Source organism: Nocardia sp. NBC_01327 (assembly GCF_035958815.1).
GTDB lineage: Bacteria > Actinomycetota > Actinomycetes > Mycobacteriales > Mycobacteriaceae > Nocardia.
On the sequence record NZ_CP108383.1, the window covers coordinates 1,226,575 to 1,241,934 of the forward strand.

Below are 15,360 nucleotides of genomic sequence, written 5' to 3' on the forward strand. Positions count from 1 at the left end.
CAGATTTGGGATTCGAGCGGATGCTGTCATAAGCTATCTCCGCTCCCAACGGAAGCCGTTGAGTGTAACGGTCCGGAGAAATCCGGCGGGCCCCCTTCGTCTAGCGGCCTAGGACGCCGCCCTTTCAAGGCGGTAGCGCGGGTTCGAATCCCGTAGGGGGTACATCGGTGGAAACATCGTTGTTGTGGAGCAGAGCAAGGCCCTGTAGCGCAGTTGGTTAGCGCGCCGCCCTGTCACGGCGGAGGTCGCGGGTTCGAGTCCCGTCAGGGTCGCAGACCTATATCTTGGCATTCGTTCCGGGTGCTTCGGCCAGGTAGCTCAGTTGGTACGAGCGTCCGCCTGAAAAGCGGAAGGTCGCCGGTTCGATCCCGGCTCTGGCCACCAGTACAGAAAGGCCGCACCTCTCGGGTGCGGCCTTTTTCGTGTCTGCACCCGCGGTCCTGATCTTGATGCAATGCTGGGGGTATGGCTGAGGAAGACAACCAGTGGTACTACTGCATCGAGCATCACAGGGCGGAGCAGGGGAAGCAGTGCTGGGTGGGCGGGCGAATGGGGCCCTATCCCGATAAGGCCACTGCGGAGCGGGCTTTGGAGATCGCTCGCGCGCGGAACAAGGCGGCGGACGCGGATGACGACTGAGGGCGCTCCGACCCGCTAGTCTCTGCTTCTGGTGCGCTCACGGTCCACTCAGGTGGATCGCGTAGGGTGCCGTGAGCAGAAAACGGCGATGTGCCCGTCCGTACCGAGGTGTGTACGGACGAGAATCGAGCGGGAGGGCGAGCCTTGAAGGTGACCGTGGTGGTGCCGACCTACAACGAGCGGGAGAACCTGCCGGTGGCGGTGGAGCGGCTGACCGCGCTACCGGTGGCCGACCTGCATGTGCTGGTTGTGGACGACAATTCGCCGGACGGCACGGGCGAGGTGGCCGACAAGCTGGCCGTCGACCTGCCGAATGTGGTGAGCGTGCTGCATCGCACCGAGAAGGACGGCCTGGGGAGGGCCTACATCGCGGGCATCACCCGGGCGCTCGACGAGGGTGCGGATGTGGTCATCCAGATGGATGCCGATCTCTCGCATCCGGCCGAGGTGATTCCGGCCATGCTGGAGAAGCTGGAGACCACGGACGCGGGCGTGGTGCTCGGATCCCGGTATGTCCCCGGCGGTTCCACGGCCGACGAGTGGAAGTGGCACCGCAAGGCGCTCTCCGCGTGGGCCAACTTCTACGTGAATCTGCTGCTGCGGCTCGGGGTGAAGGATGCCACCGCCGGATTCAAGGCGTGGAAGGCCGATACGCTGCGCGCCATCGATGTGGCCTCCATCAAGAGCAACGGATACTCGTTCCAGGTGGAGATGAACTACCGGACCGTCAAGAAGGGCATCGCGATCGCGGAGGTGCCGATCCGGTTCGAGGAGCGCACCAAGGGCGCGTCCAAGATGAGCCTGAAGGTCCAGCTGGAATCGGCCCTGATGCCCTGGAAGCTGTTGTTCGGCAAGCAGGTCTAGGAGGTCTGGTCTTCGGGCCAGTGCAGCAGGGTGTCCGCGAACAGCTGACGGACCTGTGCCACTTCGTCATCCATGTGGTCCGGGTCCCAGCCGCTGACGTCTATGGGCGGCAGGACGGCCACGTCTACGACGCCCTTGCGGACGACAGGTGAGTTGCGCCAGGAGATTTCGCCGGCATTGCGGATGACCACCGGGATGATCGGGACTCCGGCCTGGATGGCGATGTGGAAGGCGCCCTTCTTGAAGGGGCCGATACGCGGTGTCATCGAGCGGGTGCCCTCGGGGGCGATCACGACGGACAGCCCGCCCCGCAGGGTGTCGACCACCGGTGCCAGGGCGGCCTTGGCGGCGGCGGTATCGCCCCGATCGATGAACGTGACCTCCACGAACCGCATGAGCGGTCCGAAGAGCGGGTTGCCGGCGACCTCGCGTTTGGCGATGCCGGTGAATCCGGCGCCGAGCACCTCGGCGATGACCACGATGTCGAACTGGCTCTGATGGTTGAACAGGAAGACGGCCGGCCGTGGGGCGCGGGCGTTTTCGGCGCCCACCACCCGGACCCGCACACCGGTGCCGCGCAGGGTGGAGTCGGCGGCGACGGTCATCATCGAATCCGCCATCTGCCTGCGCTCTTTGGTGTGCGCCTTGGCGGCGACGCCGAACAGCGCGCCGCCCACCAGCGCCCCGAATCCGGTGAAGGTGCGGGCGTAATCGCTGGCCTTGGGCGCCTGCCGGGGCCGGAAATGCAGGACCGGCCACTCCTTTTCGGCGGCTTCGAGCACCACGCGCGGGTCCGGGTTGACGGCGACCGGATGCCCCGCGACCCCCAGTAGCGGCAGGTCGGCGGCACTGTCGGCGTACACCCAGCTGCCGGTCAGGTCGATCCGGTGGGCCGCGGCGAAGCGCCGGACGGCATCGGCTTTGCCGTTGCGCCACAGCGGCTTCCCGTCGACATGCCCGGTGAGCACCCCGTCCTGCACCACCATGGTCGTGCACAGCACATTCGGGATGCCGAGCTCGGCGGCGACCGGCTGCACCTGATATCGCGTGAGCGAGCTCACGAGTACCAGTGTGTGCCCGGCGGTTTCGTGTTCGCGAATGAGCCGCCACGCCTCCGGATACAGGTGCCCGTGCACGGTCTTCACGAACAGTGCCGCGCCGAGCTGTTCGAGTTCGCTCTCGGGCACTCCGGCCCAGGTCTGCATGGCCTGCTGCAGGAAGCGCTCGTATTCGCCCTCACTGCGGGCTCCGCGAATGCTGCCGAGCATGGTGGCGGTGAGTGCGGTGGAACCGCTGCGCCGCCGCAGGATTCGCCGGACGGCCGCGGGCGGGTTGAAGCCGTGCAGCACGGTGCCGCCGAAGTCGAAGATCGCGGCGATGCCCGGCCCCTGCGGTCCGGAGCGGATGGCGGCGACGGCGGTCTCGAGATCGATGGTGTTGACGGGTTGTTCGATGATGCCGACGCCCGGGCGGGGCGGCGGCGACAGTAGCTCACCTGCGGCGCGGTGTGTCACAGCGCATCCCGCCGATTGGACGGGTCCAGCGTGGCGGCCCGGTTGATGCGCGCCCCGATGCCCCGCAGCTCCTCGGCGAAGCGGGCGCGCCGGGCGACCAGGTCCTCGAGATCGTCGGCAGGTTCGAGCAGCCCGTGATTATCGGCGAGTTTGAGTGCGGTGCCGAACAATTCGGAGGACACCGATTCGGGGCTGTGCAGCCGCTGCTGCAGCAGCATCTGCCTGCCGACCTGCAGACATTCATCGAGGAAGGCCTTCTTGTCGACGGCGAGCGCCGGATCGCGGGCGGCCAGGCGCTCGGCGACCACGAGCTGGGCGTCGAAGAAGGACCGCAGCACGCGGTGCGCCATCATGAATCCGGATTCTGCCAGCCTGGCGAGGATTTCGGAGCCGACGGTCCCGGCCGCGGTGCGCCGGTGCCACTCCGGGTCCACGCGCAGCATCTCGGCGGTGAGCTGGGTGGTGAACTCGGCGCGCTCCGGGAAGAAGAATTCGAATTTCAGCAGGTCCCGCAGCCGGTAGGCGGCTTCCCAGCCGACCCGCAGCTGATCGCCCTCGGGCGCCTCGACGGCGGTGAGGATGGCCAGCTCCAGGATGGCGCGATTGGCGAACCAGTGCACCGCGCTATTGCGATAGAACGCGGCCTCGAGGTGTGCGCCCGCGCCGATCGAGTAGACGGGCTCCAGCCCGCCGCGGTACACGGTGACCACCTTGGCCACGGCCAGCTGTTCGAGCACGACGGCGAGCCCGTGATCGTCACGCAGCGTGAGGAGTTCACCGCAGGGCAGGTCCCGGCTCCCGATGTAGTCCAGCACGGGTTCGATGGCGGTGCGCAGCTCACTGCGGGTGAGGGCGCGTTCGTGCACGCCGAGCAGGACCAGCGTGGTGAGGGCGTTGACGGTGATCGGGGTGACGTCGTTGATGCCGACGGCGACCTCGAAGGCCAGGCGCTGCACCGCCCGGTGTTCCAGCTCCACGATCTCCGGTGCGGCCTCGAAGTCGTGCGGGCGCAGTGGATCTCCGAGTGCGGCGAGCCGGTCGCGCGCCGACAGCGGGTTGCCGAAACGCACGTACACATGCCCCGCCGAATGCTGTTGATTGCGCACATAGCGCGCCAGCCAGGCCAATCCCTCGGCTTGTTTACTGCCGCCGGTCTGTTCGTCGGCAATGGCGCCGATTTCATTGAGCCGCTCATAGGTGATGGAGACCGGAACCAGCATGACATCGTCGATGCGCGATGAACGCAGCGCTGCCGCAAGATAATTCAACAGGCCATAGCGCGGCGGCCGGAGTTTACCCGTGCGGGTGCGCCCGCCTTCGAAATACCATTCGAGATTGAATCGTTTGGCGAGTAGATAGGCGAAGTATTCTTCGACAACAGCTTTGTACACTTCGTCATCGCCGAAACTGCGCCGAATGAATACGGTTCCGGTGCGCCGGGCAATGGGTCCGATCGGCCAGAATTTCAGGTTTGCTCCGCCGACCACATGATTGGGCGGAAAGTCATTGCGCGCCAGAATATCTCCGAGCACGAACGCGTCCACATAGGACCGGTGCGAGGGCAGGAATACCAGTGGATAGCGGCGATTGAGGGCCCGCAGCCGGTCCAGTCCGGCCGGATCGTCGTCGACCTTCCAGGTGGAGGCGTGCACCGGGCGCATGGCCTGGGTGAACAGATCCGACACCAGCCGGCTCTGCGCGGCGACCAGTTCCCGCAGTCCGCGTTCGGCTCGCCGGTACACCTCGCGCGCGGGCGTATCCGTCTGTTCCGCAATGGCATCGAGCCGGCGCAGGAATTCCGGTGAGTCCAGGATCTCCTCGACCACCAGTCGCGGCACCTTGTACCGGTCGCCGATGACGGCGCGCTCGGCGCGCTCCAGGGCGACGATGCCCGCGCGAACTATGGCGCGCGCGAAGGCTTCCGGCGCTCCGGCCGCGCCTGGATTATTGGCGCGCAGCTCGCTCAGGCGGGCGGGTGCGCCGGTGAGGACCAGATGCCGATCGGGCGCGTTGGTGACGAGCCGCCGCTGCATGAGCCGATTCGGCTTGCGTGGATTGGACAGCGTGAGCAGATCGCCGAAGCTGGTGCGCCGCACCCCGTCGCGTTCGGGTGGCAGCCACAGCACCCGCACCGGCACCACCAGTGGATCGTCGTGGCGTCCGACGAGCCGGTCGCCGACGGCGCCGGCGTCCAGATCGAGCTGGGTGACGGGCGCGCTGGTGCCGAACTCCTGCGCGATCCCGCCCTCGGCCAGCCAGTTGCCGATGAGTTCGCGTTCGACCCGCCCGGTGGCATCGACGAGCGCCACCACCGAACCGGGGATGGTGGCGGCTTCCGGGAGCCGACTGTCGTGATCGAGCATCTGTAGTTCCCTCCGCGCGTGAACCGCCGCAACCCATTGAAGCGGAAAGAGGGGCACCGGCACTGCGGGTCGCTCAATTCCTCGATCGTGGTGCGGGATTCGCGGCGTGACGGAGCTCGCTTTCGTAGCCTTTCTATTCGAAGCAAGGTAATGCTAACCTCGCTCGATAAGTTAGGTAAGCATAACCTTGGAGGACCGGTGGCAGCCACGGACGAACGGTTACGGCTCGACGACGAGCGGCGATGGGGCGAACATGTCACCGATCCGGTGGCGGCGGTATCCGCGCTCGCGGCGGCCGATCGCTTCGGTGAATATGTCGTCTACGAGAAGCCGGGCGCCTGGGTGTTCGCGGCCGATCCGCTCGGCGGTGTGGAACTGGACGCGGACGAGCTGCGCTCCACCTGGGACGGGCAGACCACCGCCGGCGCCTGGACGGGCAGTCCGGCGCAGGCCGTGGATCGCGCCCTCGCCGAACTACCGCTCGGGCAGCGAAACGCGTACGGCTGGATCGGTTTCGAGTTCTGCGCCTGGTCGCTCGGCGCGACCGCGCACGTGCACCCCCGGGCCACGCTGGCGCATCTGATGATTCCGCGCATCGAGGTGCGCATCGACGAGACCGGGATCCGGGTCGCCGGAGCCACGCCCGCGGAGACCGCGGATATCCACGAGCTGATCACCGCCTCGCAGGGCAGCGCGCTGCCGGTGGCGCATCCGGTGGATGTCACGATCGACCCGACCGCCTACGCCGACCGCGTCGCGACCGGCGTCGCCGAGATCCACGCCGGCAAATATCAGAAGGTGATCCTGTCGCGGAAGGTGGATCTGCCCTTCGCCGTGAACATTCCGGACACCTACCGGCTGGGCCGCATGCACAACACCCCGGCCCGCTCCTTCCTGCTGCGGCTCGGCGGCCTCGAAGCGGCCGGGTTCAGTCCCGAGCTGGTGGCCGCGGTGGACGCCGATCGCATGGTGACCACCGAACCGCTTGCGGGCACCCGGGCCTTCGGCCGCGGCGCCGCCGTCGATACCGCGGCCCGCGCCGAGCTGATCGGTGATCCCAAAGAGATTGTCGAGCACGCCATTTCCGTGCAGACCTCGTTCTCGGAGATCGCCGCGGTGGCCGAGCCGGAGACCACGGTCGTCTCGGATTTCATGGCGGTGCGGGAGCGCGGCAGCGTGCAGCATCTGGCTTCCACGGTGAAGGGCCTGCTGGCGGCCGATAGGAGCCCGTGGGATGCGCTGGAGACCCTGTTCCCGTCGGTGACGGCCTCCGGGATTCCCAAGGCGGCCGGCGTCGACGCGGTCTTCCGCCTCGACCATGATCCGCGCGGACTGTATTCCGGTGCGGTGGTGACGGTTTCACCGGACGGTGCACTGGAGGCGACGCTGGTGCTGCGCGCCGTCTATCAGACCGGTGCGGGCGCGTGGCTGCGCGCGGGCGCGGGTGTAGTCGGTCAGTCCCGCCCGGAACGCGAATTCGAGGAGACCTGCGAGAAATTGGGCAGCGTCGCACCCTATGTCGTGCGGGCATAACACTTTTCGTCGTGAGTGACTCAGACCGGGAAGTCGACGCCGGTCAGCCGTTCCGCCAGCTCCCAGAGCTGGCGGGCGGTCTTCTCATCGTGTGAGGCGGCGCTGGAACTGACCAGGCCCGGCTTCCCGCGCCAGCCGAACCATTCGGAGGGCCCGTAGTAGCCGCCCGGCTCGGCGTCGCCGACGGCGGCGAAGAGCGTGGGCAGCGCGCCCGCCTCGGCGCTCTGCGCGATCAGTCGATTACCCAGGTCGATGACCTGCTCCAGCAGATTCTGCGCTTTGGAGTTGATCTCGGTGGCCGCATATCCCGGATGCGCGGCCACTGCCAGTTTCGGTGACTCGACCGTGAACAGGCGCCGCTGTAGCTCGTAGGTGAACAGCAGCAGCGCGAGCTTCGACTGGGCGTACGCGCCGAATCGCTGATACGAGCGATGCTCCCAGTTCAGGTCGTCCAGATCGATGCGGCCGATGTAGTGCGTGACGCTGCTGACGTTCACGATGCGCCCCGAGATGCGTTCCAGCAGTAAGCCGCTCAGTGCGAAGTGGCCGAGGAAATTGGTGCCGATCTGCAGTTCGAAGCCGTCGGCGGTGCGGCTGAGCGGAGCCGCCATCACACCGGCATTGTTGATCAGCACATCCGCGTAGTCCACGGTATCGGCGAAGGCGCGCACCGAGCGCAGATCGGCCAGATCGAGCGAGCGCACCTGCACCCGCCCCTTGATGGTCTTGGCGACCGCCTGCCCCTTGATCTCATTGCGGCAGGCCATGATCACGAGCCCGCCGGCCTCGGCCAGCGCCCGTGCGGTGGCCGCGCCCAGCCCGCTCGTCGCCCCGGTGACAATGAAGGTCCGATCGGTCAGATCCGGAATATTCGACGTGTTCCACCCACCCATAGCCGAACTCTATGGTGTGGGTGGCGGCTTGTCTCGCCGAACGCGTTTCAGCTTCCGCGCAAGGCCTTCTTGTCGATCTTGCCCACGGCGGTGATCGGCAGCGTGTCCGCCTGGCGCAGCACATCGGGCAGTTTGTAGGTCGCGAGTCCGCGCTCGGTCAGGAAGGTCTTGATCGCGGCGAGCGAGGGCATCTCACCGTCCACCACCAGAACCGCGCAGACCCTTTCGCCGAGCGTGGCATCGGGCAGGCCGACCGCGGCGGCGTGCCGGACCACCGGATGCGCCAGCAGATGCTCCTCGAGTTCATCGCAGGAGATGTTCTCGCCGCCGCGATTGATCACATCCTTGATACGCCCGGAGACCATGAGATGCCCGCTCGGCAGGCGGCGCACCAGATCGCCGCTGCGGTAGTAGCCGTCGGGGGTGAAGGCGCGCGAATTGTGCTCGGGGGCACGGTAGTAGCCGCGAATCGTGTACGGGCCGCGGGTGAGCAGCTCACCCTCCTCGCCGTCCGGAACGTCATTGCCGTCGGCGTCGACCACCCGCACCTCGTCGGCGGGGGAGAGCGGACGGCCCTGGGTGGTGCGGACGAGTTCGTCGGAATCGTCGAGGCGGGTGTAGTTGAGCAGGCCCTCGGCCATGCCGAACACCTGCTGCAACCGCGCCTTCAGGGCGGGCTCCACCTCGCGCGCATTGACCTCGGCCAGCCGCGCGCCGCCCACCTGGAGCAGGCGCAGCGACGACAGCTCGGCCTCCTCCCATTCCACTGCGGCGCACCACAATTGCGCCAGCGGCGGGACCACGGCGGTGACCGTCACGCCGTGGCGTTCGATGGCGGCGAAGGCGTTCTCCGGGCTCGGATCGGTGATGAACACCATGCCGCCGCCGGTGGCGATGGTGCCGAGAATGCCGGGGCAGGACAGCGGAAAGTTGTGTGCGACGGGCAGTGTCGCGAGGTAGACGTCCTCGGGGCCGAGTTCGCAGATCGCGGCGCTGGACGTCGCGTTGTAGGTGTAGTCGTCGTGGGTGCGGGCGATCAGCTTCGGCAGTCCGGTGGTGCCGCCCGACACCAGCATGAGGGCGATATCGGCAGCATCGATCTCCGGCAGCGAATCACCCTCCGCGGGAACGGAATGCAGATCGGTGAACGGGCCCGGCTCGCCGAGCACGAGCACATGCCGCAGCGTGGGCACGGCGGTGCGCACCTGCTCGGCCAGGGCGCGGTAGTCGAAGTCGCCGAGACGATCGGCGATGATGTACGCGACCGCGCCGGAGAGCCGGGTGAGGTGCTCGATCTCGGCCCGGCGATGCGCGGGCAGGGTCAGCACCGGAATGATTCCGGCGCGCAGCAGCCCGAAAAGCACCGGCACGAACTCCAGCACATTGGGCAGCTGGACGACGACTCGATCGCCGGGGCGCAGACCCAGCGCCAGCATGCCGTGCGCCATCCGGTCGGCCGCGACATCCAGTTGGTCGTAGGTCGCACCCGCGCCCGGTGTGCCGGAATCCGCCAGCAGCGCCGGGCGATCGGGCCACTGCCGCGCGGCCTCGCGCAGCAGTTCGCCGAGCGGGCGTCCGGCCCAGTACCCGGCCTGCCGGTAGCTCGCCGCGAGATCGGCGGGGAAGGGGACGAAGCCGTCACGGTGGTCCCGGACGGCGGACGGATTCGATGTCACAGCGACGACCTCTAGCGAGTAAGGGTTACTTAGAAAGGTTAGGCAACCCTATCTCACTCGGCAGAAGTCAGTGCGTCCCAGGCAGTACGCAGCCGTCCTTCAGTACTCCGATGTCGTGGAAGAACTGATAGCAGGCCGGATCATCGGGCAGCTTGGCGTGGAATCCCTCGAGGAAGAACGTGGCGACGATATTCACCACGATGACCAGCGCGAGGAATCCGATCGCGAGTTTCCCCGCCATCCGGTGCGGCACATCCGGAATCGTGGTGGTGGCGGTCAGGTACGAAAACGACAGCACCACACCGATTGTCGTGATGGCCGCGGCGAACAGAATCCACGCCCATACGTACAGGTGCAGCCCGAACACCGCGCCCATGTACCCGGGATCGCCCGGCAGGATGTGCAGCATGGTCTGCCGCCAGGCCGTGAAGCCGCCGCCGAAGCAGGCCACGATCGCCAGACCCCAGCCGACCGCGTAATCGCGCGGCGCGACGGTCCCGTTCATGCCCTTGCGCACGATGTACGCCCCGCCCAGCGCGGCCAGCATCATGAAATAGCGCTGCAGCATGCACAGCGGGCACGGGTACTCCCCATTGACGAACTGGAATCCGAGCCCGCCGCAGATCACGCCCGCCCAGCCGGCGACGAAGATGACGGCCAGCCAGTACTGCACCTGACCGAGTGCGCCGCTGCGGGTTTCGGCGCCCGCGGTCTCGGTCACCATGTCAGCCCCAGACCGAGACTGCTGGTGATGTGCAACTTCAGCAGTACGGCGCTCAGCAGGGCCACGATCCACCAGGCGGCCAGAATCGAGCGCCGGGAATTCTGTTTGTAGATCAGGATCAAAACCCCCAGCAAACCCAAGAGTATGAGCGTATCCATGGTTGCGGACGCTACCGCAATTTTCGGGCATTCCACCGTTGTCGGCGAGACCCGACGGTCGCGCCCGCCCACCCCTAGACTCGATCAGGTGAGTGGTTGGGACATCGCCGACATCCCGGATCAGACCGGTCGAACGGTCATTGTGACGGGCGCCAACAGCGGGCTGGGCGCGGCGACAACGCGTGCGCTGGCCGGGGCCGGGGCGCAGGTGATCATGGCCTGCCGCAATGAGGTCAAGGCCCGGTCCGTCGCCGGTGAGATCGGCAGGGGCGTGCAGGTGCGCCGCCTGGATCTCGCCGATCTGGCCTCGGTGCGCGAATTCGCCGACTCCATCGATTCGGCCGATGTGCTTATCAACAATGCGGGCGTGATGGCGGTGCCGCTGAAGCGCACCGCCGACGGCTTCGAAATGCAGGTCGGCACAAACTATCTCGGTCATTTCGCACTGACGGCCCTGCTGCTGGACAAGGTGCGCGACCGCATCGTCACGCTGTCCAGCGGAGCGCACGCCATGGGCAAGATCGACCTCGAGGACCTCAACTGGGAGCGCCGCGGTTATCAGCGCTGGGCCGCCTACGGGCAGTCCAAGCTCGCGGATCTGATGTTCGCCTATGAACTGCAACGCCGCCTGACCGCCGCCGGTTCACCGAAGCTGTCACTGGCCGCGCACCCCGGTTATGCGGCCACCGACCTGCAGGCCCATACCGAGTCGGTCTACGACGCGCTGATGGCGGTGGGCAATCGGCTCTTCGCGCAGAGCGCTCGGATGGGTGCGCTGCCAACACTTTTCGCCGCCACCTCCGCTGAGGTGGAGCCCGGCCGGTACTACGGTCCGACCGGCCTGCGCGGGCTGCGCGGTCATCCCGGCCGCAGCGGCTCCAGCGCCGCCTCGCGCGACGAGGTGACCGCCCGCCGCCTGTGGGAGCTGTCGGAACAGCTGACCAAGGTCAGCTTCTCGTTCCCGCGCCGATAGCCGCCGGCAGCCATGAGTGTTCCGTTCGACCGCCGCGATCAGCTGGACAAAATTCAAGCCGGATTGCTGCCGGGTGAGGCGATCATCGCCGTGTACGACGCGATCGGGGTGGGCACCGGATTCCTGGGGCTCACCGATCGGCGCGTGATCATCCAGGACAATTCGTTCGTGGGGAAGAAGATCGCCATCACGAGCATTCCGTACGCGCGGATCAGCAGTGTCAGCATTCTGACCAACAAATCGTTCGCGGGGCAGTGGTTCTCCTCGGGACATCTGGCCATCAGCACCGGGCACCACACCTATGAGGTGGAGTTCCGCGGCGATGACAAGACGCGGCACGCGCACGACGTGATCCTGCACTACATCACGCAGTAGCCGAGGCGAACCGCACCGCCGGCCGGGCCGGACGCGCGGCCGTGATGCCCGAGCGGTGGGACGTGATCCCGGAGTGTGGGATGCGCGGGCGCGGCTGTGGTCACCGCCACAGGCACCCTCGGCGATTTCTGATACTCTGCCTGGCATGCAGCGCACGTATTTCTGGTTTAGCCAGCCGGCCCCGGGTGGGTCGCGCGGCGTGAACCTGCGCTGACCTCTTCCACCCCGAGCCGGACGAACACAGACCGGCGCCAAGGGGTTTCGCAGTAACTCTCCGTGGGTCGGCCTGAGACAAGGAACCCACGATCATGACTCTCGCAGCCGATATCGATCGGCATGCCGATCTTGATGACCAGCGCACCCTCAGCGTGAGCCCGCTCAGCTCACCGCGTGAGGTCCGTACCGCGCACCCGATCGGCGATGTGCTCGCCGACACCGTGCGCGCCGGGCGCAAGGCCACCGTCGAGGTGCTCACCGGTGCGGACGACCGCCTCATGGTGATCGTCGGGCCGTGCTCGGTGCACGACACCGCCGCCGCCATGGAGTACGCGCAGAAGCTGGCCGCCAAATCGGCCGAGCTGGGGGATCGGCTGCACGTGGTCATGCGCGTCTACTTCGAGAAGCCGCGCACCACGCTCGGGTGGAAGGGCCTGATCAACGATCCGCACCTGGACGGCAGCTTCGATATCAATACCGGGCTGAACGTCGGCCGGGAGCTGCTGGTGGACATCACCGCGCTCGGCCTGCCGGTGGCGTGCGAATTCCTCGACCCCATCACCCCGCAGTACATCGCGGACCTGGTGTCCTACGGTGCGATCGGCGCGCGGACCGCCGCCAGCCAGGTGCACCGGCAGCTCTCCAGCGCGCTGTCCATGCCGGTCGGCATCAAGAACGGCACCGACGGTGATGTGCAGGTCGCGGTCGACGGCGTGCGCGCCGCGGCGGCCAGCCACGTCTTCCCCGGCACCGATCTGGACGGGCGTTCGGCGCTCATCCGCACCGCGGGCAACCCGGACTGCCACGTCATCCTGCGCGGCGGCAGCAACGGCACCAATTACGATGCCGCCTCCTGCGCGGAAGCCCTTATCCGACTGGAGAAGTCGTCGCTGCCGCAGCGCCTGGTCGTGGATGCCTCGCACGGCAACAGCAATAAGGACCACAACAAGCAGGTCGACGTCGTCACCGATATCGCCGAGCGCATTGCCGCCGGGGAACAGGGCGTGGTCGGCGTCATGCTGGAGAGCTTCCTCGTGGCCGGTCGCCAGGACCTCACCCTCGGCCACGCCGAAGACCTCACCTACGGCCAGTCCATCACCGACGCCTGCCTCGACTGGGACGTCACCGCCACCCAGCTCGAGCGCCTCGCCGACGCCGTCACCGCCCGCCGCGCCCACCGCGCCTAGCGGGCCGCCGACCCGTCATACCGGCGCGTTCTCGGCCGGGATCCACTGAAACCCGTTGGACTGCTGCGGGTGTGGCTCCCGGCCGAAAGCATGCCGGGATGACGGGTGTGTGCCGGGACGGTGGCGGCCGGGTCGTGGGTGTCAGACGTTGGCGGGCCAGTCGGTGGCTGGTGCGGCGGGGTCGGTGTGCAGGCGGGAGGCGATCCAGCTGTCGCGGCGGGCGCCGCGTTGCAGGCAGCCGCCGCGGAGCAGGCCCTCGTAGTGGAAGCCGGCGCGGCGGGCCACGGCGGCGGAGGCGTGGTTGCCCACGATGGCGCGCCATTCGATGCGGGCCAGGCCCAGGAAATCGCGGTGGAAGCCGGCCTCGCAGGCCAGGTGCACGGCCTGGGTCATGAGGCCGCGGCCGCGCACGGCGCGCGAGAGCCAGAAACCGATCTCGGCGGCGGCGTCCTCGCGGCGGGAATCGATGGGGCCCAGGCCGATCATGCCGATCACCGGCGCGTCCGCGGCCAGGCGCAGGGCCCAGGTCGGGCTGCGTGCGGCCCAGCCGGGAGTGACCATGTCGTAGACGAATTTCTCGGCATCGGCCCGGATGTAGGGGACCGGCATGGTGGTCCACTGTCCGACCGAAGGTTCCTGGCAGCAGGCGGTGATGTCGTCGATATCCCGCACCGTGGGCGGCGACAGCCAGAGTGTTCCGTTCGAGAGCGTCCGCGCATCCATCGAGTCATGCTGTCACGGAACCCGGCCGCGGAGTATCGGGTTTTCCGGGACCGGTGCCCGGCTTGTCGGCATACGACCGTAGGATCGGCTCAATGGTTGCCGCTCTTCTCGCCGACTTGTTCGAAACCCATCGGGCGCACCTGCTCTCGGTGGCCTACCGGTTGACGGGCAGTGTCGCCGATGCCGAGGATGCGGTGCAGGAGAGCTGGTTACGGCTCGCGGTCGCCCGCCAGTACGAGATCGAGGACCTGCGCGCCTGGCTCACCACCGTCGTCTCCCGCATCTGCCTGGACCGCCTGCGCAGCGCCACCGCGCGGCGGGAGCAGTATGTGGGGCAATGGCTTCCGGAGCCCATCGTCACCAGCCCGCTGCCCTCGAGCATGCCCGATCCGCTGGCCGCGGTGGTGCGCAAACAGGATGCGCGCTTCGCCGCCCTGGTCGTGATGGATGCGCTCACCCCGCCGCAGCGGGTGGCCTTCGTCCTGCACGACGGTTTCACGGTGCCCTTCGACGAAATCGGCGAGCTGCTCGGCGTGTCCACCGAGGCTGCCCGGGCCTTGGCGACGCGGGCGCGGAAAGCCTTGGCGCACATGCCGGAACCGGTCACCGACACCGAGCACGACACGGCGGTGCGGCAGCTGCTGGAGGCGCTGTATCGCGGTGATGTGGACGGGGTCGTCGCGGCACTGCATCCGGACGTGCGCACCATCGGCGATGCCGGGGGTACCACCGCGACCGCGATGAATGTGGTTGCGGGAGTGGAGAAGAACGCCAGGCTGTGGCTGGGGCTGCGGACCAGGTACGGGTTCGACGACCAGGAGCAGTCGGCGGGCGCGTTCGAACCGGTGCTCGTCAACGGGCAGCTCGGTCTGCTGGTGCACGAGCGCGCCTCGTGGAACGGTCATCCCGGTACGCCGCAGCGGGTGTACGGGTTCACCGTTTCCGGCGGGAAGATCTGGGGCATTTACGATCTCGTCAATCCGGCCAAGCTCAAGGGCATTCGGCTGCCGCACTGAGATGGCCTGACGCGCACTGAGATGGACTGACGCGCATGAAGGCAGCGCCGGCGCGATCGCGAATATCGCGACCGCGCCGGCGAGTTCACCGTGCGATCGGGCGGCATACCCCCGACTGGCCTGCCGCGCAATGGAAGTCGCTAGTTGTTGGGCGGCACTACCCCGGAGCCGGAGGCGCCGCCGCAGGAGACCCCGCCGGACAGGCTCGCCGCGGATCCGGAGCCCATGCAATTGCCGATACCGGATCCGGTGCCGGAGCCGGTGCCCGAACCCGAGCCCGGCAGGCTGGAGCCGAGATCCAGGTTCGGAGTGGACGAACCACCGGTAATGGTGTCGATCAGCTGAATCGAAGCGTGATGGAAGAGGTTGACGGTAGTCACCGGGTGCAGCAGAAGATCTATGTACGAGGCCATGTTTCGCCCTTTTCGAGAAGCTGCTTATAGGCAGTGTGAGATAAAACACGGGCACCGTAGCTGCCTTTGGGACAATGCACAACGGCCCAGGTA

15 protein-coding genes and 3 tRNA genes are annotated in these 15,360 nt (G+C 67.4%); 10 read left to right on the forward strand and 8 right to left on the reverse strand.

From position 1 onward, the window contains the following. Window positions 1-89 precede the first annotated feature (89 nt). The 5 genes from OG326_RS05475 (at window position 90) to OG326_RS05495 (ending at window position 1,503) form a co-directional block, all read left to right on the forward strand. Window positions 90-162 (forward strand) — tRNA-Glu (locus OG326_RS05475). Between the two features lie 36 nt (window positions 163-198). After that, window positions 199-272, forward strand: a tRNA-Asp gene (locus OG326_RS05480). 35 nt (window positions 273-307) lie between these two features. Further along, window positions 308-384 (forward strand) — tRNA-Phe (locus tag OG326_RS05485). A gap of 81 nt (window positions 385-465) precedes the next feature. After that, window positions 466-639 (forward strand): hypothetical protein, encoded by a 174-nt coding sequence (locus OG326_RS05490; RefSeq protein ID WP_327143517.1) that lies wholly within the window; start codon window positions 466-468, stop codon window positions 637-639. A 162-nt stretch (window positions 640-801) separates the two neighbouring features. Further along, complete coding sequence (locus OG326_RS05495) at window positions 802-1,503, forward strand: polyprenol monophosphomannose synthase (protein ID WP_327146387.1); 702 nt, start codon at window positions 802-804, stop codon at window positions 1,501-1,503. Here the strand turns inward: OG326_RS05495 and OG326_RS05500 are convergent. Both OG326_RS05500 and OG326_RS05505 read right to left on the reverse strand, forming a co-directional pair. After that, window positions 1,500-3,017, reverse strand: coding sequence for an HAD-IB family hydrolase (locus OG326_RS05500; RefSeq protein ID WP_327143518.1), 1,518 nt, complete (start codon window positions 3,015-3,017; stop codon window positions 1,500-1,502). The genes OG326_RS05495 and OG326_RS05500 overlap by 4 nt on opposite strands. Next, window positions 3,014-5,380: a glycerol-3-phosphate 1-O-acyltransferase gene (locus OG326_RS05505; protein WP_327143519.1), complete on the reverse strand. Its 2,367-nt coding sequence runs from the start codon at window positions 5,378-5,380 to the stop codon at window positions 3,014-3,016. Before OG326_RS05505 ends, OG326_RS05500 begins: the two co-directional genes overlap by 4 nt. A 198-nt stretch (window positions 5,381-5,578) precedes the next feature. Here OG326_RS05505 and OG326_RS05510 point away from each other — a divergent pair, with 198 nt between their 5' ends. After that, window positions 5,579-6,913: a salicylate synthase gene (locus tag OG326_RS05510; protein WP_327143520.1), complete on the forward strand. Its 1,335-nt coding sequence runs from the start codon at window positions 5,579-5,581 to the stop codon at window positions 6,911-6,913. Between the two features lie 20 nt (window positions 6,914-6,933). On the opposite strand, the gene OG326_RS05515 is transcribed toward OG326_RS05510, so the two are convergent. The 4 genes from OG326_RS05515 to OG326_RS05530 form a co-directional block, all read right to left on the reverse strand. After that, window positions 6,934-7,806, reverse strand: a complete 873-nt coding sequence (locus tag OG326_RS05515; protein WP_327143521.1) for an oxidoreductase — start codon at window positions 7,804-7,806, stop codon at window positions 6,934-6,936. A 47-nt stretch (window positions 7,807-7,853) separates the two neighbouring features. After that, window positions 7,854-9,482, reverse strand: coding sequence for a (2,3-dihydroxybenzoyl)adenylate synthase (locus OG326_RS05520; RefSeq protein ID WP_327143522.1), 1,629 nt, complete (start codon window positions 9,480-9,482; stop codon window positions 7,854-7,856). A 67-nt stretch (window positions 9,483-9,549) separates the two neighbouring features. Further along, window positions 9,550-10,206, reverse strand: coding sequence for a disulfide bond formation protein B (locus OG326_RS05525; protein WP_327143523.1), 657 nt, complete (start codon window positions 10,204-10,206; stop codon window positions 9,550-9,552). Then, the gene (locus tag OG326_RS05530) at window positions 10,200-10,364 is read right to left on the reverse strand and encodes a DUF5993 family protein (protein WP_327143524.1); all 165 of its coding nucleotides are present in this window, start codon (window positions 10,362-10,364) and stop codon (window positions 10,200-10,202) included. The genes OG326_RS05525 and OG326_RS05530 overlap by 7 nt, the downstream gene beginning before the upstream one ends. Window positions 10,365-10,452: 88 nt before the next feature. Between OG326_RS05530 and OG326_RS05535 the strand changes: the two genes are divergently transcribed. From OG326_RS05535 to OG326_RS05545, 3 genes are all read left to right on the forward strand, one after another. Next, entirely contained in the window at window positions 10,453-11,337 is an 885-nt protein-coding gene (locus OG326_RS05535; protein ID WP_327143525.1) for an oxidoreductase, read from the forward strand. A 12-nt stretch (window positions 11,338-11,349) separates the two neighbouring features. After that, window positions 11,350-11,712 carry a PH domain-containing protein gene (locus OG326_RS05540; protein ID WP_327143526.1) on the forward strand — a complete coding sequence of 121 codons (363 nt, stop codon included), beginning with the start codon at window positions 11,350-11,352 and terminating at the stop codon, window positions 11,710-11,712. Window positions 11,713-12,020: 308 nt separating this feature from the next. Next, window positions 12,021-13,115, forward strand: coding sequence for a 3-deoxy-7-phosphoheptulonate synthase (locus OG326_RS05545; protein WP_327143527.1), 1,095 nt, complete (start codon window positions 12,021-12,023; stop codon window positions 13,113-13,115). A gap of 141 nt (window positions 13,116-13,256) precedes the next feature. On the opposite strand, the gene OG326_RS05550 is transcribed toward OG326_RS05545, so the two are convergent. Continuing rightward, entirely contained in the window at window positions 13,257-13,838 is a 582-nt protein-coding gene (locus OG326_RS05550; protein ID WP_327143528.1) for a GNAT family N-acetyltransferase, read from the reverse strand. A gap of 92 nt (window positions 13,839-13,930) precedes the next feature. Here OG326_RS05550 and sigJ point away from each other — a divergent pair, with 92 nt between their 5' ends. Then, window positions 13,931-14,854: an RNA polymerase sigma factor SigJ gene (gene sigJ / locus OG326_RS05555; protein WP_327143529.1), complete on the forward strand. Its 924-nt coding sequence runs from the start codon at window positions 13,931-13,933 to the stop codon at window positions 14,852-14,854. Between the two features lie 140 nt (window positions 14,855-14,994). Here the strand turns inward: sigJ and OG326_RS05560 are convergent, their stop codons facing one another. Beyond that, window positions 14,995-15,234 (reverse strand): hypothetical protein, encoded by a 240-nt coding sequence (locus tag OG326_RS05560; RefSeq protein WP_327143530.1) that lies wholly within the window; start codon window positions 15,232-15,234, stop codon window positions 14,995-14,997. Window positions 15,235-15,360 lie beyond the last annotated feature (126 nt).

What these genes read in the sequence shown, in the direction of transcription:
- OG326_RS05490 (WP_327143517.1), top strand. Translation starts at nt 466, where the DNA reads ATGGCTGAGGAAGACAACCAGTGGTACTACTGCATCGAGCATCACAGG.
- sigJ (WP_327143529.1), top strand. Translation starts at nt 13,931, where the DNA reads ATGGTTGCCGCTCTTCTCGCCGACTTGTTCGAAACCCATCGGGCGCAC.
- OG326_RS05530 (WP_327143524.1), bottom strand. Translation starts at nt 10,364, where the DNA reads ATGGATACGCTCATACTCTTGGGTTTGCTGGGGGTTTTGATCCTGATC.
- OG326_RS05505 (WP_327143519.1), bottom strand. Translation starts at nt 5,380, where the DNA reads ATGCTCGATCACGACAGTCGGCTCCCGGAAGCCGCCACCATCCCCGGT.
- OG326_RS05525 (WP_327143523.1), bottom strand. Translation starts at nt 10,206, where the DNA reads ATGGTGACCGAGACCGCGGGCGCCGAAACCCGCAGCGGCGCACTCGGT.
- OG326_RS05545 (WP_327143527.1), top strand. Translation starts at nt 12,021, where the DNA reads ATGACTCTCGCAGCCGATATCGATCGGCATGCCGATCTTGATGACCAG.
- OG326_RS05550 (WP_327143528.1), bottom strand. Translation starts at nt 13,838, where the DNA reads ATGGATGCGCGGACGCTCTCGAACGGAACACTCTGGCTGTCGCCGCCC.
- OG326_RS05515 (WP_327143521.1), bottom strand. Translation starts at nt 7,806, where the DNA reads ATGGGTGGGTGGAACACGTCGAATATTCCGGATCTGACCGATCGGACC.
- OG326_RS05540 (WP_327143526.1), top strand. Translation starts at nt 11,350, where the DNA reads ATGAGTGTTCCGTTCGACCGCCGCGATCAGCTGGACAAAATTCAAGCC.